The 22,619-nt window shown below is 37.1% G+C and carries 19 protein-coding genes and 1 pseudogene; 6 read left to right on the top strand and 14 right to left on the bottom strand.

The window, feature by feature from the left end:
- Positions 1–18 precede the first annotated feature (18 nt).
- Complete coding sequence (locus MKO96_RS17265) at positions 19–543, top strand: DUF2529 domain-containing protein (RefSeq protein WP_087983320.1); 525 nt, start codon at positions 19–21, stop codon at positions 541–543.
- A 31-nt stretch (positions 544–574) separates the two neighbouring features.
- Here MKO96_RS17265 and pyrG read toward each other — a convergent pair whose 3' ends face one another.
- From pyrG to MKO96_RS17225, 8 genes are all read right to left on the bottom strand, one after another.
- The gene (gene pyrG / locus MKO96_RS17260; RefSeq protein ID WP_240588195.1) at positions 575–2,182 is read right to left on the bottom strand and encodes a CTP synthase; all 1,608 of its coding nucleotides are present in this window, start codon (positions 2,180–2,182) and stop codon (positions 575–577) included.
- A gap of 257 nt (positions 2,183–2,439) precedes the next feature.
- The gene (gene rpoE, locus MKO96_RS17255) at positions 2,440–2,973 is read right to left on the bottom strand and encodes a DNA-directed RNA polymerase subunit delta (RefSeq protein ID WP_240588194.1); all 534 of its coding nucleotides are present in this window, start codon (positions 2,971–2,973) and stop codon (positions 2,440–2,442) included.
- 154 nt (positions 2,974–3,127) lie between these two features.
- Positions 3,128–3,757: a TetR/AcrR family transcriptional regulator gene (locus MKO96_RS17250; protein ID WP_000238598.1), complete on the bottom strand. Its 630-nt coding sequence runs from the start codon at positions 3,755–3,757 to the stop codon at positions 3,128–3,130.
- 66 nt (positions 3,758–3,823) lie between these two features.
- The gene (gene acdA / locus MKO96_RS17245) at positions 3,824–4,963 is read right to left on the bottom strand and encodes an acyl-CoA dehydrogenase AcdA (RefSeq protein WP_000545531.1); all 1,140 of its coding nucleotides are present in this window, start codon (positions 4,961–4,963) and stop codon (positions 3,824–3,826) included.
- A gap of 21 nt (positions 4,964–4,984) precedes the next feature.
- Positions 4,985–6,115: an acyl-CoA dehydrogenase gene (locus MKO96_RS17240; protein WP_240588193.1), complete on the bottom strand. Its 1,131-nt coding sequence runs from the start codon at positions 6,113–6,115 to the stop codon at positions 4,985–4,987.
- Between the two features lie 72 nt (positions 6,116–6,187).
- Positions 6,188–7,039 (bottom strand): 3-hydroxybutyryl-CoA dehydrogenase, encoded by an 852-nt coding sequence (locus tag MKO96_RS17235; protein WP_240588192.1) that lies wholly within the window; start codon positions 7,037–7,039, stop codon positions 6,188–6,190.
- A 56-nt stretch (positions 7,040–7,095) separates the two neighbouring features.
- The gene (locus MKO96_RS17230; protein ID WP_240588191.1) at positions 7,096–8,379 is read right to left on the bottom strand and encodes an acetyl-CoA C-acetyltransferase; all 1,284 of its coding nucleotides are present in this window, start codon (positions 8,377–8,379) and stop codon (positions 7,096–7,098) included.
- 9 nt (positions 8,380–8,388) lie between these two features.
- Positions 8,389–10,500 carry a (Fe-S)-binding protein gene (locus MKO96_RS17225; protein WP_240588190.1) on the bottom strand — a complete coding sequence of 704 codons (2,112 nt, stop codon included), beginning with the start codon at positions 10,498–10,500 and terminating at the stop codon, positions 8,389–8,391.
- A 352-nt stretch (positions 10,501–10,852) separates the two neighbouring features.
- On the opposite strand from MKO96_RS17225, the gene cls reads away from it, so the two are divergent.
- The 3 genes from cls to MKO96_RS17210 all read left to right on the top strand — a co-directional run bounded on the left by cls (position 10,853) and on the right by MKO96_RS17210 (position 15,840).
- A complete protein-coding gene (gene cls, locus MKO96_RS17220) occupies positions 10,853–12,046 on the top strand; it encodes a cardiolipin synthase (RefSeq protein ID WP_240588189.1) in 1,194 nt (397 codons plus the stop codon).
- Between the two features lie 33 nt (positions 12,047–12,079).
- Positions 12,080–13,033 carry a UV DNA damage repair endonuclease UvsE gene (gene uvsE / locus MKO96_RS17215; RefSeq protein WP_240588188.1) on the top strand — a complete coding sequence of 318 codons (954 nt, stop codon included), beginning with the start codon at positions 12,080–12,082 and terminating at the stop codon, positions 13,031–13,033.
- Positions 13,034–13,161: 128 nt separating this feature from the next.
- Positions 13,162–15,840, top strand: coding sequence for a DUF4084 domain-containing protein (locus MKO96_RS17210; protein ID WP_240588187.1), 2,679 nt, complete (start codon positions 13,162–13,164; stop codon positions 15,838–15,840).
- A 16-nt stretch (positions 15,841–15,856) separates the two neighbouring features.
- Here MKO96_RS17210 and MKO96_RS17205 read toward each other — a convergent pair whose 3' ends face one another.
- Both MKO96_RS17205 and plcR read right to left on the bottom strand, forming a co-directional pair.
- Positions 15,857–16,003: a quorum-sensing peptide PapR gene (locus MKO96_RS17205; RefSeq protein ID WP_000734732.1), complete on the bottom strand. Its 147-nt coding sequence runs from the start codon at positions 16,001–16,003 to the stop codon at positions 15,857–15,859.
- A gap of 87 nt (positions 16,004–16,090) precedes the next feature.
- The gene (gene plcR / locus MKO96_RS17200; protein WP_000542917.1) at positions 16,091–16,948 is read right to left on the bottom strand and encodes a transcriptional regulator PlcR; all 858 of its coding nucleotides are present in this window, start codon (positions 16,946–16,948) and stop codon (positions 16,091–16,093) included.
- 168 nt (positions 16,949–17,116) lie between these two features.
- On the opposite strand from plcR, the pseudogene MKO96_RS17195 reads away from it, so the two are divergent.
- Positions 17,117–17,678, top strand: a pseudogene (locus tag MKO96_RS17195) (M4 family metallopeptidase); the annotation flags it as partial.
- 15 nt (positions 17,679–17,693) lie between these two features.
- On the opposite strand, the gene MKO96_RS17190 reads toward MKO96_RS17195, so the two are convergent.
- The 4 genes from MKO96_RS17190 to MKO96_RS17175 are packed head-to-tail and all read right to left on the bottom strand — an operon-like array spanning position 17,694 to position 21,057.
- Positions 17,694–18,296 (bottom strand): response regulator transcription factor, encoded by a 603-nt coding sequence (locus tag MKO96_RS17190; RefSeq protein WP_240588186.1) that lies wholly within the window; start codon positions 18,294–18,296, stop codon positions 17,694–17,696.
- Positions 18,293–19,423, bottom strand: a complete 1,131-nt coding sequence (locus tag MKO96_RS17185) for a sensor histidine kinase (RefSeq protein WP_240588185.1) — start codon at positions 19,421–19,423, stop codon at positions 18,293–18,295. Before MKO96_RS17185 ends, MKO96_RS17190 begins: the two co-directional genes overlap by 4 nt.
- The gene (locus MKO96_RS17180; protein WP_001202423.1) at positions 19,424–20,158 is read right to left on the bottom strand and encodes an ABC transporter permease; all 735 of its coding nucleotides are present in this window, start codon (positions 20,156–20,158) and stop codon (positions 19,424–19,426) included.
- Entirely contained in the window at positions 20,155–21,057 is a 903-nt protein-coding gene (locus MKO96_RS17175; protein WP_240588184.1) for an ABC transporter ATP-binding protein, read from the bottom strand. Before MKO96_RS17175 ends, MKO96_RS17180 begins: the two co-directional genes overlap by 4 nt.
- A gap of 157 nt (positions 21,058–21,214) precedes the next feature.
- Between MKO96_RS17175 and map the strand changes: the two genes are divergently transcribed.
- The gene (gene map, locus MKO96_RS17170; RefSeq protein WP_002081265.1) at positions 21,215–22,009 is read left to right on the top strand and encodes a type I methionyl aminopeptidase; all 795 of its coding nucleotides are present in this window, start codon (positions 21,215–21,217) and stop codon (positions 22,007–22,009) included.
- Positions 22,010–22,619: the final 610 nt, after the last annotated feature.

Below are 22,619 nucleotides of genomic sequence, written 5' to 3'. Positions count from 1 at the left end.
ACGAAAGGGAGTAAAATTATGTTAAAAATTTTTTCAACTCAATTAAGTGGTTATTTCTCCAGAGTTTCTCAAAAAGAAGAAATGAATATAGAAGATAGCGCCCGTCTACTTGCTCAAGCATTAGTTGGCAACGGTTTCATTTATTTGCATGGTACAAATGAAATGGAGGGCGTTGTTGCTGAAGCATTATTCGGTGCTGAGCCAATGAAGCAAGCAAAACGATTATTTGAAAATGGTAAAGAAGTAGAAGTAACTTCTGCAGACCGTGTACTTCTTATTAGCCGTTTTTCAACAGATGAAGAAGTTGTAGCAATGGCAAAAAAACTTCAAGCTGATGGACACTCTATTGTCGGCATCTCTGCTATTCAAGAAGGTACTGAATCACTAGAACAATATACAGATGTACATATTGATACTAAGCTGTTAAAAGGCCTTATCCCAGACGATGAAGGCAATCGCTACGGATTCCCAAGTTTAATGATAGCTTTATTTGCATATCATGGGATCAAATTTACAATCGATGAAATGTTAAATGAATATTAAAAAAGCGCCCTATTTCAGGCGCTTTTTTTTATTACTTGCTCTCTTTATTCGTAATAGAGGCACTTACGAAGTCATGGAACAATGGTTGTGGACGGTTTGGACGAGAAACTAGTTCTGGGTGGAACTGTGCTGCCACGAACCAAGGATGTTCTTTTAATTCAATGATTTCAACTAGACGGCCGTCTGGGCTTGTACCAGAGAATACAAATCCTGCTTTTTCCATATCCGGACGGAATTGATTGTTGAACTCATAACGATGACGATGACGCTCATATACAACCGGCTCATTGTAAGCATTGTAAGCATTTGTTTCTTCAGAAAGCTTACATGGGTATAGGCCAAGACGAAGTGTACCACCTAAGTCTTCTACATCTTTTTGTTCTGGTAATAAGTCAATGATTGCATAAGGTGTGTCAGGATTAATTTCAGAAGAGTTAGCTCCTTCTAATCCTAATACGTTACGTGCAAATTCAATTGATGCAAGTTGCATACCTAAGCAAATTCCTAAGAATGGTACTTTGTTTTCACGAGCATATTGAATTGCAACGATTTTCCCTTCTACACCACGATCGCCGAATCCACCAGGTACAAGGATACCATCTGTGTCACCAACTAATTCTTGTACGTTCTCTGGTGTTACGTGCTCAGCGTTTACCCATTTCACTTCTACATCTGTGTCGAATGAATAACCCGCATGACGAAGTGCTTCTACAACAGAAATGTATGCATCTTGAAGCTCTACGTATTTACCAACAAGAGCAATTTTTGTTTTCTTAGAAAGGTTACGTACTTTATTAACTAGCGCAGTCCACTCTGTCATATCTGCAGCTGGATTGTCTAATTTTAAGTGATCGCAAACGATTTGGTCCATATTTTGCTCTTGAAGAGATAATGGAACCGCATATAAAGTATCTGCATCGCGTGCTTCGATAACTGCTTTTGTATCAATGTCACAGAATAATGCAAGCTTGTCTTTCATATCTTGAGAAACAGGCAATTCTGTACGAACAACGATAATATTTGGTTGAATACCTAAGCTGCGAAGCTCTTTAACGCTATGTTGCGTTGGTTTTGTTTTCATTTCACCCGCTGCTTTTAAGTACGGGATTAACGTACAGTGAATGTACATTACATTGTCACGACCGATGTCGCTCTTAATTTGACGGATTGCTTCTAAGAATGGTAGAGACTCGATGTCACCAACAGTTCCACCAATTTCTGTAATAACAACGTCCGCGTTTGTTTCGCGACCAGAACGATATACACGCTCTTTAATTTCGTTAGTAATGTGAGGAATAACTTGAACTGTTCCTCCTAGGTATTCACCACGACGCTCTTTTTGAAGAACTGAAGAGTAAATTTTACCTGTTGTTACGTTGCTGTATTTGTTTAAGTTGATGTCGATGAAACGCTCATAGTGACCAAGGTCTAAATCAGTTTCTGCACCATCATCTGTTACGAATACCTCACCGTGTTGGTATGGGCTCATAGTCCCTGGGTCTACGTTAATGTATGGATCAAACTTTTGAATAGTTACGTTTAAACCACGATTTTTTAAAAGTCTTCCAAGAGATGCTGCTGTAATACCTTTTCCTAAAGACGATACTACACCGCCTGTTACAAAAATATACTTAGTCATGAAAAAGCTCCCTCCTATTTTGCTGTTATATAATCACCGTTGCAAAGCGCAACGTATGTAGATAACACTGTATCCATCTTATTGTTAGACTCTTTTTATTTTCTAAACAAAAAACAAAAAAGAAAATTGCTCCCCTCATCACATAAAGTAATAAGTAGGGAGCAATTTTCTTTTATATTTACACTTTAAAAGTATTATCGTCCTTTTTTAAAGAGCCCAAAAATGATTCTACATGGACGATAATGAAAAGTCAAGAACTACAGTTCTTCCTCTTCTTCTTCTTCAGTTTCATCGTACTCAAGTTCTTCTTCGGCGAAGTCATCGTCATCATCTTCATCTAAATCATCAAGATCATCGTCATCTCCGTCTTCTTCTTCAAGAACCTTGTCCAAATCTTCTACCTCTTCTTCGTCTGCATTTCCTTCTGCATCGCTGAATTCGTCTTCATCTTCTTCGATGTAGTCGTCAAAACCGTCCTCTTCAACTTTACGTTTCTTCTTCGGTTTTGGCTGAGGTAAGATTTCTTCATCAATTTGCTCATATGGGTACCAGCTGCGTAGCCCCCAACGATTTTCTCCTAAATTAATGAAACGTCCATCGATGTTTAAATCTGTATAAAATTGTGCGAGTTTCGCATTAACTTGCTCTTGAGATAGTCCCAGCACTTGAGCGATTTCTCGAACCAACTCATTGAATGTCGTTGCTTGTCTTTTATCCCCTAAAACGCTATGTACAACTTCAATCATTGAACATTCTTTTAGCTCTTCTGGTGAATATTGCTTAAAATTCACTTATGCGGCACTTCCTTTCTTCAAATATAACCTTATATATAACGGTCTGCTTAAAAAAATCCATACTATTCATTATAAACAAAAGTCGCACAAATATGCTACAAAAAAAACGGGAAACTTTAATATGGTAATAAAATTATAATTTGTCTATTCCTTATTTCGGAAACATATGCGCTCCTTGCAGTACATACCTAATTTGCATTTCAGTATATTCTTCCAGCGTATACAGTTTTTGCAGGGCCCAACGTCTAAATCCCCACATTTGTCCTTGTATGAAAATGTTATGTGCAAGAAGCTGTATCTCTTTTTTATTTAATGTAAATGTCCCATTTTCCGTACACTGTTCTAAAATATTCTCAAACATCCCGACCATTTGAAACTCTTTTTCTAATACATATGGGAGTGATTCTTTCGGTAAAAAACGTACCTCTTGATACATAATTAATACTTCTTCTTGCAATTCATCCATCACTTTAAAATAATTCGTTATCGCTATCTTTAAGCTTTCTATGCTTCCCTTCTCTGTACACACTACTTCCTCTAATCTTTCTTTTACATGTTCATAAATACTATCACAAACTAAATATAAAACATCATCTTTTGTACGAATGTACTCATAAAGTGTTCCAATACTAAACCCAGCCGCCTTCGCAATCTCTCTCGTTGTTGTACGTGGGAACCCTTTTTGCTTAAACAATTGCACCGCACCTTTAATCATTTGTTCACGTCTTAACGCAACTAATTTTTCATCTTTCACGGACGCATGTACATTATGTTTAACCATCCCCTTCACCTCTCTCTATTATTTTTTGGAAGGAAAAAGCGTAGGAAAATACCTACGCCTTTGCTCCTACTTCGTTAACATACGCGAAATTACAAGCCTTTGAATCTCTTGTGTTCCTTCATAAATCTGTGTAATCTTTGCATCTCGCATATAACGCTCTACTGGATAATCTTTCGTATAACCGTAACCACCAAATACTTGTACCGCTTCAGTCGTCACCTTCATCGCTGTATCACCTGCAAATACTTTTGACATCGCTGACTCTTTCCCATACGGAAGCCCTTCCGATTCAAGCCAAGCCGCTTGGTATGTTAGAAGGCGCGCCGCCTCCACATCCGTTGCCATATCTGCAAGTTTAAAGCCAATTCCTTGCTGCGCCGCAATAGGTTTCCCAAACTGATGGCGCTCTCTTGCATATTCTACCGAAGCATCTAAAGCCCCTTGCGCAATACCGACTGCTTGCGCGGCAATACCATTACGACCGCCATCTAATGTTTGCATCGCAACTTTAAATCCTTGCCCCTCTTCCCCGAGTAGGTTCTCTACAGGAATACGGCAATCTTCGAACATAATTTCAGTTGTTGGTGAAGAGCGAATCCCTAACTTACTTTCCTTCTTCCCAACTGAAAATCCTGGTGTATCACTTTCCACAATAAACGCGCTCGTACCACGCTGCTTCGATTCGGGATCAGTTAACGCAAAAACAACATAAATATCAGCAATACCGCCATTTGTAATAAAGATTTTTGATCCATTTAAAATGTAATGGTCTCCATCTCGTTTCGCAGTTGTCCTCATTCCGCCAGCATCTGAACCAGAACTTGGCTCCGTTAAACCGTATGCGCCAATTTTCGTTCCTTCTGCCATCGGTCGTAAAAACTTTTGCTTTTGTTCTTCCGTTCCAAATTTAAAAATTGGCCAACCAGCAAGTGAAGTGTGTGCAGACAGTGTTACACCTGTTGAAGCACAAACACGAGATAATTCTTCGATAGCAATTACATACGCTAAGTAATCGCTTCCAATTCCACCGTATTCTTCAGGCCACGGAATGCCGGTTAAACCAAGCTCTGCCATTTGATCAAATAGTGCACGATCAAATCTCTCTTCTTCATCACGCTCAGCTGCCGTCGGTGCTACTTCGTTCTTAGCAAAATCCCGAACCATTTTTCTTATCATTTCATGTTCTTCTGATAGTTTAAAATGCATTCCCGTCTCCCCCTTGTCCTTTTATAAAGCTCGACTAATAACAAGTTTCTGTATCTCACTCGTTCCTTCGTATATTTGCGTGATTTTCGCATCACGGAAAAATCTTTCTGCTGGATAGTCTTTCGTATAACCGTAACCGCCAAATACTTGCACCGCTTCAATCGCAACTTCAACAGCCGTCTTAGAAGCAAATAATTTCGCAATAGAAGCTTCTTTACCGCATGGTAATCCTTGCGCTCTTAGCGATGCCGCTCTGTATACAAGTAATCGCGCTGCTTCTACGCTAGTCGCCATATCTGCAAGTTTGAATCCGATTCCTTGCTGCGCCGCAATTGGCTTGCCGAATTGCTCACGCTCTTTCGCATAATCAATCGCACATGCAAGCGCCGCTTCCGCGATTCCTAATGCCTGAGCTCCGATTCCAATTCGTCCAACATCTAAATTCGCCATTGCCACCTTAAATCCTTGTCCTTCTTCACCAAGTAAATTCTCGGCCGGCACTTTCATATCTTCAAACGTAAGTTGTACCGTGCGAGAACCAAGAAGTCCCATTTTATGCTCATCTTTTCCGATAATTAAGCCTGGCGTATCTTTCTCTACTATAAATGCAGAAATCCCACTTTTTCCTGCCTCTGGATTTGTAGAAGCGAATACAATGTACGTACTTGCTTCACCGCCATTTGTAATAAATACTTTCGATCCATTAATAATGTAGTGATCGCCTTTCTTTACAGCTCTTGATTTCAAACTCCCTGCATCTGATCCTGCATTTGGTTCTGTTAATGCAAATGCCCCTAAATATTCACCAGTCGCAAGTTTAGAAACATATTTCTGCTTCTGTTCTTCTGTTCCAAAATATAAAATCGGGTTCATTCCAACTGACGTATGTACAGCTAAAATTACACCAACTGTTGCACTCACCTTTGAGATTTCTTCAATCGCTAAAATGTAAGAAATAAAATCCATTTCTGCACCGCCGTATTTTGCAGGCGCTGGAATACCCATTAGTCCAAGCTCACCCATCTTCTGCAAAATCTCTTTTGGGAACACCCCTTGTTCCATACTAGGAACAAAGGGAGCTATTTCCTTCTGCGCAAAATCTCGAACCATTTTCCTCATCATTTGTTGCTCTTCAGTAAAATGAAAATTCATGTACTTCGCCTCCGTTTGCTATATATCTTTTTAACAATTTGGTAAGACCACTATTTTAATAAAGGGAGGACTTTATTCGTAAACGTAGAAACCACGACCCGTTTTACGTCCTAACCATCCTGCGTTCACATACTTGCGTAATAATGGACATGGGCGATATTTACTATCTCCTAATCCTTCATGCAACACTTCCATAATGTATAAACATGTATCTAAACCGATAAAATCAGCTAATGTAAGTGGTCCCATCGGATGATTCATACCTAGTTTCATCACTTCATCAATCGCTTCTTTCGTCGCTACACCTTCATATAACGTATAGATCGCTTCGTTAATCATAGGTAATAAAATACGGTTCGATACAAATCCTGGGAAATCATTTACTTCAACTGGCACTTTCCCGATTTTTTTCGTAATATCTTCAATTGTTTCGTACACCTCATCATCTGTAGCTAAACCACGAATAATTTCAACAAGCTTCATAACCGGAACGGGATTCATAAAGTGCATACCGATTACTTTCTCCGGACGTTTCGTTACCGCTGCAATTTCTGTAATTGGTAGAGATGACGTATTCGTCGCTAAAATTGCGTGATCTGGAGCAATTTCATCTAGATTCGCAAAGATTTTCTTTTTTATATCCATTTTCTCAACAGCCGCTTCAATAACAAGATCCGCTTCCTTCACACAATCTAAATCAAGCGTTACTGTAAGGCGATTTAACGTCGCTTCCTTCTCTTCTTCCTTCATGCGTCCTTTTTCTACTTGGCGCGCTAAGTTTTTCGTAATAATAGCCAATCCTCTGTCTAATTGCTCTTGTTTTAAATCTTGTACCCTCACATCATATCCTGCCATTGCACATACTTGTGCGATTCCCGAACCCATTTGTCCTGCACCAATTACAACTATTTTTTGTACACCCATTCTTTCTTCCCCCTTAATATAAATTTTTAATAAATCAAAAATCACCTACACGTAAATTAACGAACTTCAATCATAATTGCGTCACCTTGACCACCACCGCTACAAATAGAAGCAATTCCAATTCCGCCGCCGCGCTGCTTCAGTGCGTGGATAAGTGTAACGATAATACGCGCGCCACTTGCTCCAATCGGATGTCCCATTGCCACTGCACCGCCATTTACATTCAATTTGTCTGGGTCAATTCCTGCAATCTCTGTACTTGCAATTGCTACCGCTGCAAATGCTTCATTAATCTCGAATAAATCGATATCTTCAATTGTCTTCCCTGTTTTTTTCAACAATTCGTTAATTGCATAACCTGGCGTTCTTGGGAAATCTTTAGACTCCACCGCAATTGCTGTATGTGCCAAAATTGTCGCTAATGGCTTTCTTCCTTCTTGCTTCGCTCTGTCTTCGCTCATTAATACGAGCGCAGCACCGCCATCATTTAGTCCAGGAGCATTACCCGCTGTCACTGCCGACGTCTTATCAAATACAGGTTTTAATTTCGCTAATTTTTCAACCGTTGTATCTTCACGTGGCGCCTCATCTTTTGCAACGACAATAGGATCACCTTTTCTTTGCGGAATCGTTACTGGCACGATTTCCTCTTCAAAACGTCCTTCTTTATGCGCCGAAACCGCACGTTGATGGCTACGATATGCCCATTCATCTTGCGCTTCGCGAGAGATTCCATCTTCCTTCGCAACTTCTCCGCCATAAACACCCATGTGTATACCTGAAAATGCGCATGTTAAGCCGTCAGCAACGTTTAAATCAATCACTTCGTTGTTGCCCATTCTGTATCCCCATCTTGCTCCGCGTAAAATGTAAGGACTGTTACTCATCGACTCCATACCGCCAGCTACAATAAGTGATTGATCGCCAGTACGAATAATTTGATCCGCTAACGTAACCGCACGAAGCCCTGATGCACAAACTTTATTCACTGTTTCCGTCTGCACTTCCCAAGGGATTCCAGCAGCCCTCGCAGCTTGGCGTGATGGAATTTGTCCCTGTCCCCCTTGAATAACTGTTCCAAATATAACTTCTTCAACATCAATAGCAGAAACATTTGCTCTTTCAAGCGCTGCTTTAATTGCAATTCCCCCAAGTTCTGTTGCTTTCACGTCTTTTAAAGATCCTCCAAATTTCCCAACCGGTGTTCTTGCAGCACTTAAAATAACTGTTTTACTCATATCTATTTCCCCCATCTCTTTTTTTAGCACCGAGCGCTCGCTCGGTGTTCTTACGTTGAGAAGAGGTGCAATGATTGCACCTCTCTCTAAAGTTGTATTCATTCCTACAAATTACATCGCTTCTTTCTTCTGTCCGATAACAGAGCGTTCTAAAATCTCTGTTACATCAAGAGTTTGAACCTTCTCTTCTACTTCTTTCGCTTTCGTCCCATCGCTAATCATCGTTAAGCAATATGGACAACCTGTACCGATAATGGATGGCTCTACAGCTAGTGCTTGTTCTGTACGAGCAACGTTAATACGTGAACCTGCTGTCTCTTCCATCCACATTAAGCCACCACCTGCGCCACAGCACATTCCGGTTTCACGATTACGTGCCATTTCTACAAGATTCACACCAGGAATTGCTCTCAAAATATCGCGTGGTGCTTCATATACTTCGTTGTATCTTCCTAAGTAACAGGAATCATGGTACGTAACTGTTTCCTCAATAGAGTGAACAGGTTTTAAGCGTCCTTCTTTCACCCACTGAGCTAACAATTCTGTATGATGATAGACTTCTGCTTGCAAACCAAAGTCTGGATACTCATTTTTAAATGTGTTATAAGCGTGAGGATCAATCGTAACGATTTTCTTCACTCCTGCTTTTTCAAATTCCTCGATATTCTTTGTCGCCATCTCTTGGAAGACAAATTCATTTCCAAGACGTCGCGGTGTATCTCCAGAATTCTTTTCTTTATTACCAAGTATCGCGAATGAAATGCCTGCTTCGTTCATTAACTTAGCGAACGATATCGCAATCTTCTGACTACGATTATCATATGATCCCATTGAACCAACCCAGAATAAATATTCGAACTCCTCGCCAGCTTTCGATTTTTCTTTTACAGTTGGAACCGTTACTTCATCATCACCTTGGCGCCAAGTTTCACGCTCTTTACGGTTAAGTCCCCACGGATTCCCTTGACGCTCGATGTTTGTCATCGCACGCTGCGCTTCCGCGTCCATCTTTCCTTCTGTTAAAACGAGATAGCGGCGTAAATCAATAATTTTATCAACATGCTCATTCATAACCGGACACTGATCTTCACAGTTACGGCACGTTGTACAAGCCCAAATCTCTTCCTCTGTAATAACATCTCCGATTAAACTCGGATCGTAAGCGAGCGTTGTAGCTGCTGATTCTTGTTGCCCTTTCCCAGCTGCCATCATCGCTAACTGATTTCCTTGTGTATTATTAAAGGCAACTACTGGAACCCACGGTGCTTTTGATGTCACTGCTGCTCCTTTATCAGTTAAATGATCGCGAAGTTTTAAAATTAAATCCATCGGCGATAACATTTTCCCTGTTCCTGTTGCCGGGCACATATTTGTACAGCGACCACACTCTACGCAAGCGTATAAATCAATAAGCTGATTCTGTCTAAAGTCTTCGATTTTACCAACACCAAATGTTTCTTGCGTTTCATCTTCAAAGTCAATCTTTTCAAGTTTCCCTGGATTTGAAAGACGACCGAAGAAAACGTTAACTGGTCCCGCAATTAAATGCGCATGTTTTGATTGTGGAACATACACTAAAAACGTTAACAAAATTAGTAGATGCACCCACCAAGAGAAATAGAACACAGAAATGGCTGCGGTTTCATTTATTCCCGAGAAAACGTAAGCGATTGCAGAAGCGATCGGTTCACTCCATGAAAGCTCCTCGCCGTGCCATATGATTCCCATCCCATTACCGAGTAGCACAGAAATCATTAAGCCACCAATAAAGATAAGAACAAGGCCTGATTTGAAATTACGTTTTAAACGAACTAGCTTCTCAACATAACGTCTATGAAAAGCCCAAAAGACTGCAATTAAAATAACAAGTGTGACAATTTCCTGGAAGAATGTAAATGCAGGGTATAGTGGTCCAAGTGGAAGATGTGATCCTGGTGCGAGTCCTTTCCAAACGAAGTCAATTGCTCCAAATTGGACAAGAATAAATCCGTAAAAGAACATAACGTGAATAATGCCGCTCTTCTTATCTTTCAGCAGCTTTTTCTGACCGAAAACATTGACCTTAAGGAGATCCCAACGCTCTTTAAAACGACGGTCAAATTCAATCTTTTTTCCTAACTGTATGTAGGCCATCCTCGTCCGTATAAGATACACAAACAAATATCCCGCATAAGCAATAACAGCAATGGCAGCCAGCCAATTAATGATCAGTAAGCTATTCATTTTTATGCTACCCCTCTCTTTGTAAGCCCTCTTTCTTTTTTAGAATCTTCAAAAACATATAATTTTCTGAATTTTTTCCCTATCTTCATTATATAATGAGTGAGCATTCAGTCAACAGTTTTTTGTTATACAACAACATATTTTTTAATAAAGCTGTTTATTTCGGTGAAACTATAAAGTGAAACTTTAATCCATAGGGGGTTGTTTCCTCTCGCCTGATTCCTTTAAGTAAGCCTAATTTTTAAGTAGGAGGCTTACCGCCCCTTAATATGGGATAAGGTGAAACCAATCGGGCTTTTCCGGGTAACCAGCAAAATGAAGGTGAAAAGAATGCAAAGGAGGGAATTTACTTATGTTCTTCTTATCTCTCTTGTTAATATGCGTTACTCTTTGGATCACAATTGACCTTTTATATGGGAGGATTCTTCATTTAAAGCGTGTGAGCTCTCGTACTTTCCCTTTACGTCAAAGTAATTTTCACCTTTATACATACGGGCAAGATTTATATGATGCTTTATTTACTGATATACAACAAGCAAGGCACCATGTGCACGTTTTGTTCTTCATTGTAAAAAACGATAAAATCAGTCGTGAATTTTTAAAGTTACTTATCGATAAGGCACAGGAAGGAATTGAAGTAAGACTTTTACTCGATCGATTGGGAAGCCATTATTTATCAAACGAGGCAATTCGTTCCCTACAAAAACACGGCGTCTCTTTTTCATTTTGTCATAAAGTGAAATTTCCTTTTCCGTTCTTTTCTGCAAATCAAAGAAACCATAGAAAAATTACAGTTATTGACGGGAAAATTGGTTATATTGGTGGGTTTAATATTGGAGAAGAATATTTAGGGCATAATCAAAAATTAGGATTATGGCGCGATTATCATTTACGCCTTACAGGAGAAGGAATACAAGATTTACAAAAGCAATTTTTACATGATTGGCTCGACGATACGAAGCAAAATTTATTAGATTCACCTCTTTATTTTCCTAAGCAACAACCAGGAATCATTCTACATCGTTTTATCCCTACTGATGGTGCCTATTTGCAACATACATTTTTACATTTAATCGAAAGTGCGGAAAAAGAACTCTTTATCGGTACACCATATTTTATTCCTGGGAAGAAAATTATGAATGCATTATTAAAAGCGCGAAAACGCGGGGTTCAAATCACGGTTCTCGTTCCAGAAAAAGCGGATCACGCCCTTGTTCGCGAAGCAAAATTCCCATATTGTCGAAAGTTAATACAAGCTGGGTGTAATATTTACGCATTTCAACAAGGTTTTTTTCACGCTAAAGTTATTATAGCGGACGATCATATTTGTGATATCGGAACTGCAAACTTTGATATGAGAAGTTTATATATTAATCATGAAATCAACTGCCTTTTATATGATAAACATTTTATACAAACAGTAAAAAACAGATTCCATAAAGATTTAGAAAACGCGTCCTTACTTTCCTTTAAAGATGTTAGCCCCCTTTCTCTTATTGATAGAGGGAAAGAATGGCTAGGAACGATACTTTCTTTCTTCTTATAGGAAAGATAATGAGTAAAAAGAGGTGTATCACATATGATTATGCGGTTCGGATATGTTTCACATGCAATGGCACTCTGGGACTGCTCTCCTGCCAAAACGATGACATTTACAAGCTTTCAAAAGCTCAGTAAACAAGAACGAGAAGATAAATTGTACGATGTTACAAGGCAAAATCTTGAGCATACAATACGTATTCTTCATTACAATATAGCGCATGAAATTCCGTTATATCGTTTATCCTCTTCCATCGTCCCACTTGCAACACATCCCGAAGTCGAGTTTGATTATATCGGGGCATTTACACCGCTTTGGCGTAAAATTGGGGCATTAATTAAAGAACACAATTTACGAGTAAGTTTTCATCCAAATCAATTTACGCTATTTACAAGCGACAAGCCACATATTACAACTAACGCTATTACAGATATGGCCTATCATTATAAAGTATTAGATGCCATAGGAATTGCAGATTCTTCTTATATTAACATCCATGTAGGTGGTGCCTATGGAAATAAAGAACAAGCGGTTGGACGTTTCCATGAAAACATAAAAAAACTTCCTGCACATATAAAAGAGCAAATGACGCTTGAAAATGATGATAAAACATACACAACTGCTGAAACTTTATTGATTTGCCAAAAAGAAAAGATTCCATTCGTATTTGATTATCATCATCACATGGCAAACCTTTGCGAAGAACCGCTAGAAGTATTACTCCCTGCAATTTTTGAAACTTGGTCACATACAAATGTCCCTCCTAAAGTTCATATTTCCTCCCCTAAATCAAAAAAAGAATTTAGGGCTCACTCTGAATATATTGATTTAGGGTTTATTAAGCCTTTCTTACACATTGCAAAAAAAATCAACCATAATTTCGATATTATGATTGAAAGTAAACAAAAAGATTTAGCAATGCTGCAATTAATACATGAATTATCCTCTATAAGGGGGATAAAAAGAATAAATAGCTCAACATTACAATGGTAAATTGTAATGTTGAGCTATTTTTTTCAAAAAAAGTAATTTTTATAGTAAAAAACACCCTATTGTATATGCTATGATTGGAATTAGCATTTTCCACCTGCGATTCAACTTTATTGAAACGGAGTCATAATATGATTAATCAAAAAAAATATGTACACTTTGTCACGATGTATATAATTATATTTTCCCTTTGGATATTTCTTATCCCTAAGGACTTGAATATAAAAGAAATTGGAATTCTCTTCTTATTTTGTTTTGCTGCACTCTTTTCTTGCTATTGTTTATATAAAGCTATTAAGAAAATGAAGCGTAGTGATAAATTATTTTGGGTTTTATTACTCTGCACTTGCATATGCGGACTAACTATGGAAATAACTTTATTCCTTCATTCACTTTCTATATATGATCAAGTCATATTCTCATATAAGGCACTACCTTTTTTCATCATACAATATATTTTGCTCTTTTCTGGGTTTGCTATCAAATTCATAAAACATTACTCTATTAGAGGCCTTGCTCAATTTTCATTCGATAGCATCTTTATTGTTATTATGAATATTTATTTTACCTTAACTTTTATTTTGGACCTCTCAAGCTTTCGTATGTTAACAATAGATCACTGGGTTTTAATTGGATACTTTATTGCACAGGCATTAGTAATTTACGCCGTTATTAGCCTATATAGACGAGAACAATATTCTTCTAGCAGAATTTCATTAATTATTGGCTTTACTATCATACTTGTGTACGGATATATACATCTGTTCCAACTAAACACGGGGATGGAAACTTCTTCTGAAGTCTCTTACTTAATACATACTGCTTCGATTTTATTAATTGGTTTGTCGTCCATACTTTACATTTTGGATAAACCAATGCAGCATGAAACGAAAACAAAATATTATCGATTTGACTACGTGCGCTTTATATTACCTTATTTTAGTATAATCATTACCTTTTCCTTTATTCTTATTCAACCTTGGGATGATAAGTTCATGTTAATCGGTCTAGTATTATCACTCATCTTATTATTCCTACGACAACTTTATATGTGGAAAGATAATCGAGCACTAATCGATACATACGAACAGTTGACTACACAACTAGAAGGCAAAGTAGAAGAAGGTGTATCTGCGTTATCAAAGAGTGAACAACGCTATAAATCTTTATTCGAAGATCATCCTGATGCCGTTTTCTCTTTAAATATGAATGGTATTTTCCAACAATCTAATACAGCTTGTGAAAGCCTATTTACCGCCTACTATTGTGAAGTAGAAAGCTATTCTCTTCTACACTTTATTGACTCAAAAGACCATGATCTACTAAAGAAATCTTTACAACTAACAACAGAAGGTAGACCACAAACTTTAGAAGTTCGCACAAAAGAAAAAGAAGGCTATTACTATTACCTTCACATTACACTCATCCCTACTTTCATAAACAAAGAAGTTGTTGGGATGTTCGGCATAGCACGTGATATTACAACTTTATATGAAAAACAAAAACAAGTAGAACATTTAGCCTTTCATGATGCACTTACTGGATTACCAAATCGTCGAAAGTTTGAAAAAGATTTAAAAAACATTTTAAATACAGCTCAAACTAGCGCAAATGATGTTGCCGTCATGTTCCTTGATTTAGATCGATTCAAAAAAATTAACGATAGACTTGGACACGACGTCGGAGATTTATTATTAATTGAAGTAGCAAAAAGATTACGCGGTTGCTTACGTTCAAAAGATGTCGTTGCTCGTCAAGGTGGAGATGAGTTTACAATTCTATTACCAGATATGTACTCAGAAAAAAGTGCGGCTTTTATAGCTGAACAGATTTTAACCATTTTAAACAAACCATTCTTCATTAAAGATGAAGAACTATCCATTACACCGAGTATCGGAATTGCCATGTATCCTGATTATGGAACCGATGTTACTGAATTAATGAAAAATGCTGATATGGCTATGTATCGCGCGAAAGCAAATGGAAAAAATAGATTTGTTTTCTTCTCAAAAGAAATGAGTATCGCCCAAAATGAGATCCAATTCTTAGAAGGCGAGCTTGCAAAAGCATTACAACAAAATGAATTTTTCCTTGAATACCAGCCGCAAGTAAGCACCGTAACAAAACAAATTATCGGTTTTGAAGCATTGATTCGTTGGAAGCACCCAAAACTCGGCATCGTGTCTCCTGCCCAATTCATTCCTCTAGCGGAGGAAACTGGATTTATTATTGAACTTGGAAATTGGATTTTACGTACCGCTTGCTTAGAGGCAAAAAGATGGCATAATCAAGGTTTTTCTCACTTGAAAGTTGGTGTAAATTTATCTGTTGTTCAATTTAACCATGCAGATTTAATCCCTACTATTTCAAAAGTGTTAGAAGAAACTGAACTAAAATCAGAAGCACTAGATATTGAAATTACGGAAAGTATCGCCATTAATCAAAATCAATCTGTAGTTGCAAAACTAGAACAGCTTCAAAATCTCGGTATTCAAATTTCAATCGATGACTTTGGAACTGGTTATAGTTCTTTAGCTTATTTAACAAAATATCCAATCAATACATTAAAAATTGCTCGAGAGTTTATTTGTGGAATTACAAATAGCCCTTTAGAGGAAGCAATTATCTCCTCCATCATTACACTATCTAAAGAACTAAATTTAGAAGTTATTGCAGAAGGTGTAGAGACCGAAGAACAATGGAAGTTTTTATATGAACAAAACTGTGACCACATTCAAGGATTCTTTATTAGCAAGCCTGTTTCTAGTAAAGATGTTTGGAGGTTACTCCACAAAAAAACAACCGTCTAAGTAAGACGGTTGTTTTTTAATATTCAAAAGGTAGATCTCCTGCTAATTGTACCTCTTGATCATTATGAGAAATTACTTGGCTTTTCTCTAATGCTGTATCACCTAATGAAATACCCCATGCCATTGCTAACGTTAATAGGCTACCAATAAGTAGTTTCTTCATATTCCATCACCCACATTTTTTATTTTAATATATCATGAAATTTTATCCATATCCTATGCAATTATGCATATCCATTTTTTGGGTTATTTATCTACTGATTTTATCTGCGAGCGCTTCTTTATATGCATGCATCTCTAATATATCAAAAAAGAAACTTGCCTTTTTATATGCATCTTCAATCTCTGCCTCATCATACCCCAATTTTCCTAGGCATTCGCCCCTTTGATAATATAACTGTCCAATTAATGCCATACTATTAATTCGGCATGATATTTCAATTGCCTTATTTACTTGATAAAGTGACCCTTCATATTGCTCGTCTAAGTATAATGCTTTTGCATGATTATATCTTACCTTCACGTCGAATTCTTCATTATCATGCAATGTCTCTAATTGTTTTAATATATCTTCAAATAACTCAATACTTTTCTTAAAATAATTATTTTCAGCATAAATATTTGCAATTGCATTCTCTATATAGAGATTTTGGTATACGTCTATTCCAGCTAATTGTTGGTTTAACAATTTTTTTAATTCTAAAATACAATATTCGTAATCGATTTTCTTCAATATGTAAGCTGCTACATGATATTGCCATTGAAGAAACTGTTGGAATTCAGGATGATATTCTTCCTTTTTTAGCTCATTCCATACTCTATTATAAATCTCTTTATATTTTTTTTGCTTACACAGCATAATGACTTGATCTTTAAACTGTTTTTTTCTCTCAATATTCGAATAAATGAGTACCTCATAAAAATGAATAATGGGAACTTGTAACTTTGCTGCAATACCTTGCAATATATCCATACTTGGGTATACTGCGCCTGATTCAATTCGACTCACTTCCGATTGATGACATATGTTATCGGATAACTGTTTTTGTGTTAATCCCCTCATTACCCTAATCTTCTTAATTTCACTTCCTAATTTTTCTGCGTGCATACTTACTCACCATCCCATTATAACAATCTAATTTGTTAAGTTGTCATACCACTACCATAATGTGAATTCGACAATTTTTGATATGAAATAATGCATAATATATATAAAATTCGGCAAATTCTTCATACAATCCATCTCACATACAATAATAGATTAGTAGTTTTATAGATAAATTATAGAAAATTTGCCCGTGCCTTCGTTATATTCGGTCTTCTTTATCCTTTATCAGCAGAAGCTATTCACACCCAAGAACTAGATAAAAATGAAGTGAAAATTGAAATTGCTTAGCCTAGTTTAACGCTTAAAAAATTACACAACCTCAAAATGATACGAAAAAATATGGCGAAAAAGTATTTAAAGGGTGAGATAAACGAGGCTAAAGCTCAACAAGGGTGAATGACAACTGAAATGAATGTAGATTCCCAACCTACAAATAAAGAAACAAAAGAAAATTAAACCGAAGTTCGCCTTGCACAAACTTACAAAAACTATAAAATATATAGTCAAGATTTCATTGTAAAAGTAGATAAAAATGGAGTAATTACAACTGTTAGTGGCAAGGTTGTCCAAAATTCAGACCAATACCCTAATCTAACTATAACAAATTTTTTGTCGAAAAATGAAGTAAAATCTATATTACGTACTACACTTCAAATTCCAAGCGTTTCAACTGAGATGGAATTTGAAGTGTGAAACCGTTGTTTATAAGAAAAAAGAAGTTTACCACTCATAGGTAAACTTCTTTTCATATCCATCCCTTTTCTTCCGCAATTGTAATTGCCTCAATTCTATTTTTCGCATCTAGCTTCGTTAATACTTCAGAAATATAATTACGCACTGTACCAGGCGAAAGATAAAGTGCCTTCGCAATTTCATTTGCCGTCTTTCCTTCTTTCGCAAGTAGCAATACTTCTTTTTCACGATCTGATAACGGATTTTTCTCCTGCCATAAGCCGAACATTAAATCTTGAGAAATCTCTCGTTTGCCTTTCATTACATTACGAATCGCTGCAGCTAAATCTTCACTCGGGCTATCTTTTAATAAGTATCCGTGCACGCCAGCTTTCATTGCTCGTTCAAAATATCCAGGGCGCGCAAATGTTGTTAAAATCATTACCTTACATGCTGATTTTTCTTTCTTTAACGTTTCCGCAACATCTAATCCGCTTTGAATTGGCATTTCAATATCCATAATACTTACATCAGGTTGTAGCGATTCAATTAGTTTTAGCGCTTCTTCCCCGTTCGCAGCTTGCCCAATTACTTCAATATCATCTTCTAGATCAAGTAGGGCCCCCAATGCACCACGAAGCATCCGCTGATCTTCTGCAATAATAATTCGAATCATGCCCTCACCTCATCTTTTCCTGTTCGAATAACAACTGGAACTTTTACTGTTAATAGTGTCCCTGGATTGATCGTACCTAGTTCAACAAACCCATCAATAAGAGCGATGCGCTCCTTCATACCGCGAATGCCATTTCCATCGTGGTTTTGATCTGCTAAACCAATTCCATTATCTTCTACTGTCAAAATTAATTCACCTTGTGATTCCAGTACAGAAACTGTGCAACGCGTTGCCTTACTATGCTTTACAACATTCGTAACAGCCTCACGTAAACACATCCCAACAATGTTTTGCTCAATTGGTGATAACGAACTTGCAATCGTTTCTTGTTTTATTTCTAATTCAATAGTAGCAGCTTGTAAGATTGCTTTTATTTGCTCAAGCTCTTCTTCCACTGTAATCATACGCATATCAGAAATTAATTCCCTTAGCTGCTTTAAAGCGGTACGAGATGTTTGTGTAATTTCCTTCGCTTCCGTACTTGCACGCTCAGGATTTTTTACAATTAACTTCTCCACGAGCTGACTTTTTAACGTAATGAGTGATAACGTGTGACCTAATGTATCATGAAGATCCCTTGCAATTCGCTGACGTTCTTCACGTTTTACTAAGTCTTTAATTTGCTCGTTTGCTTCGTTCAACTGATTCTTTAACATCTTTTTTTGATTAAAATTACGCATTCCAAATGGTGTAAGAAGCATTAAAATAAACATTGGAACGATATTCACTAAACTCGGGATTGTTAGTTGATTCATATTTACAAATATAAAAGCTCCGAGCATTACAACTAATAAACATAACAACACACGAAACGCTTTTTTACTTGGCGCAAATCCCATCGCACTCGCCGTAAAATATCCAAACAATATCATGAAGGGATTATAAAATAAGGCAAATGAGAAGGTGAGCGCCATTTGAATACACGCCCATAAAATGAACGTCTTCTTAACAAAATAAAGCTGTCGGTATGTGACAATAAAAGCTAGCAACATACCAATACCTATTACAAGCTTCCATCCAGATACTTGTGTTAAATTATAAATTGGAAATAACAGATAAACGAACCACATATACGGGAAGAAACCCATATGTTTCGGAAAAATCTCAATCCTCTTCTTCTCTATCATTTATACCGCTTCCTGTCTTTTTCTTATATATATTGATACTACAACAAATATAAGGAAATAACCTCCTAATACCGCGATATTTTCCCAACCAACTGATTTTCCAGCTACAATATCCCATGCACCGCTTCCGAAGTGATATGTTGGTGTCCATTCACCAATCGTTCTTAATATTTTTGGGAATACTTCAATTGGCATCCATAGCCCGCCGATTACAGCTAGACTCATATTTAAAATATTCGCTAAACCCGCTGCTGCATCTGCCTTTTTAATAGAACCTATTACTGTTCCTAACGCTAAAAATGGTGTTACACCTAACAATAACCATAATCCAGCGCCAATCCATTGCCCTACTGTTAACTCGACATGATTAATTAATATTCCTGCGATAAAGATAACTAAGATTGAAAAAGCATTCACTACAGTTTGAGCGATGATTTTGGCTGTTATATATGCACCCTCTGGAAGTGGTGTAATTTTCAGCAAATGTGTCCACCCTTGCCCCTTTTCCTGAGAAATCCTTACACCGAAACTAAAAAGTGCCGTCCCTACAATACTGAACGTCGCCATTGAGATTAAATAATGCGCTTTCCAAGCATCTCCGTTTTGTGGCACTTGAATAACATTTGTGAAAATATAGTAAAACATAACTGGCATTAGTAATGAGAAAAAGATAAACAATTTATTGCGAAACGTACGTAAAATTTCTATTTTGCATTGCATCCATAAAGCTCTCATGCGATTCCCTCCTCCTGATTTGCGACAAACTGTTCAAATGCTTCATCAAGACTTCCACGTTCAACTGAAACATCCGTTACAGGTAAGTTCTTTTGATAAATCGCTTTTAAAGTTGCATCTGTATCTTCAGTTGTTAAAGTGAAGTGCCCTTCGTTTGACTGTACTTCTGTTACGTTTGGTAATTCTTTTAGTAATTTTGCAGGAATACTTTCCTTCGAATAAAACTTGATTGTTTTTCGCGAAATCGTCGCCTTCATCTCATCTGGTGTACCGTCTGCGATAATCTTTCCATTTGCAAATAATAAAATACGATTCGCCAATGCATCCGCTTCTTCTAAATAGTGCGTCGTTAAAATAATTGTTTTCCCTTCACTTGCTAACTTTCGAATTGTTTCCCAAAACGTTCTTCGAGACGTAATATCCATCCCAACTGTCGGCTCATCTAAAAATAACAAATCAGGATTTCCTGCAAGTGCGAGCGCAAAATTTAATCTTCTTTTTTGCCCACCTGATAATTTCTCACATCTTTGCTTTCGCTCCGATTCTAAATTTGATAAATGTAGCAACGTTTCTTTCGCTACCGGATTCGTATAATAACTACGGAATAACTCAATTGCCTCTTCCACCGTAATGCTATCAATCACACTTACTTCTTGTAACATCGCACCGAGGCTATTACGAACATCTCTATGCTTGGGACTCTTTCCAAATATAGAAACAGTTCCTTCCGTCGGATCCTTTAATCCAAGCATCATCGACATCGTCGTCGTTTTCCCTGCACCATTCGGTCCAAGTAGTGCTACAATTTCTCCTTTATTCACATAAAATGAGACGTTATTTACTGCCTTTTTATATTTAAATGTTTTAGAAACACCATTTACTTCTATAATCTTTTCCATCTCTCCACCCCCGCTGTTTCTTATATTTACATTGTATGTGTTGGAAAACTTAGGAAACAGTATGATGCGTCATGACATCGATATGACAATTGTCATGTATTCCTTATGAGAGGAATCCAACTACATACCGCAAGCGAGTAGCAGGACGAAAATAAACATGATACAATCGGGTAAGATATACATTCGAGGAAGGACAGTGGTTTTCATGATTATTCGTAATGAACAAGATTTAGAAGGCTTACGAAAAATCGGCCGCATCGTTGCACTTGCACGTGAAGAAATGAAAAAAGAAGCGAAGCCAGGTATGACAACGAAAGAGCTTGATTTGATCGGTAAAAAAGTATTAGATGAGCATGGTGCTATTTCTGCACCTGAAAAAGAATATGATTTCCCAGGCGTAACTTGTATTAGTGTAAACGAAGAAGTTGCTCACGGTATTCCAGGAGATCGCGTATTAAAAGAAGGCGACTTAGTAAATGTCGACGTATCTGCTGCACTTGATGGCTATTATGCAGATACAGGTATTTCATTTGTACTTGGAGAAGATGAAGCAAAAGAAAAGCTTTGCCAAGCAGCTGTTGATGCATTTTGGGCAGCAATGAAAAAGGTGAAAGCTGGTTCAAAACAAAACCAAATTGGTCGTGCTGTTTCAAACTTTGCACATAAAAATGGATATAATGTGATTCAAAACTTAACTGGTCACGGTATTGGTCTTAGCTTACACGAAGCACCAAACCACATTTTAAGCTACTTTGACCCAATGGATAATGCGCTTCTAAAAGACGGTCTTGTTATCGCTGTAGAGCCATTCATTTCTATGAAAGCTGATCATATTATCGAGCGCGGCGATGATGGTTGGACATTCGTTACACCTGACAAGAGCCTTGTTGCACAATGTGAACATACAGTTGTCGTAACACGCGGTGAACCGATAATCTTAACAGAAGTATAAAAATAAAAATGACCGTTTTTTAGAATTTTTCTACTAAAACGGTCATTTTTATTTTTTGGAAAATATTTGTTAAACCTTTGTTGAACTCTTTATCATTTAAGTATATAATCTTTAGCGAAGGTTATTCATAATCATCTTCAAGAGAAGATAACACTATTATCAAAAGGAATACCTTCTTTTTTCATATGTAAAACAGCTTCAAAAATGACCGCAGTAATGATTTAGTCGAATATTATAAATAACTTATATCCTACTAAATCCGAAAAGGAACTGTACCATCTTAACTTCGGTCCACAAATTGTACAACTCTCTCTAGGCAAAAAGTTAATTTTCATAAATGTAATAAGTAACATTCTTAAGATACAATTATCTCAATTTCATATTACATAAATGAATATTTTCAAAGTGCATATTGTCTTCAACCTAACCAAAATCAACCCTATTCAGATTTTTTCCACACAATTTTAAAGCAAAAAACAAACTTTTAACTTGGGATACATTACTTTGGTTAGCATGTATCGTAAAACTTACCTTTATGACTATCCATTTCATAACACATTCACAAGAAAACGCTCTTGTATATAAAGGTCTGATATTGTTCCTTTTATCA

This window comes from Bacillus sp. ES1-5, assembly GCF_022487605.1.
Taxonomy (GTDB): Bacteria; Bacillota; Bacilli; order Bacillales; family Bacillaceae_G; genus Bacillus_A; species Bacillus_A wiedmannii.
Note: the sequence above shows the minus strand (reverse complement) of the source record. Positions and strands in the feature narration are given on the sequence as shown.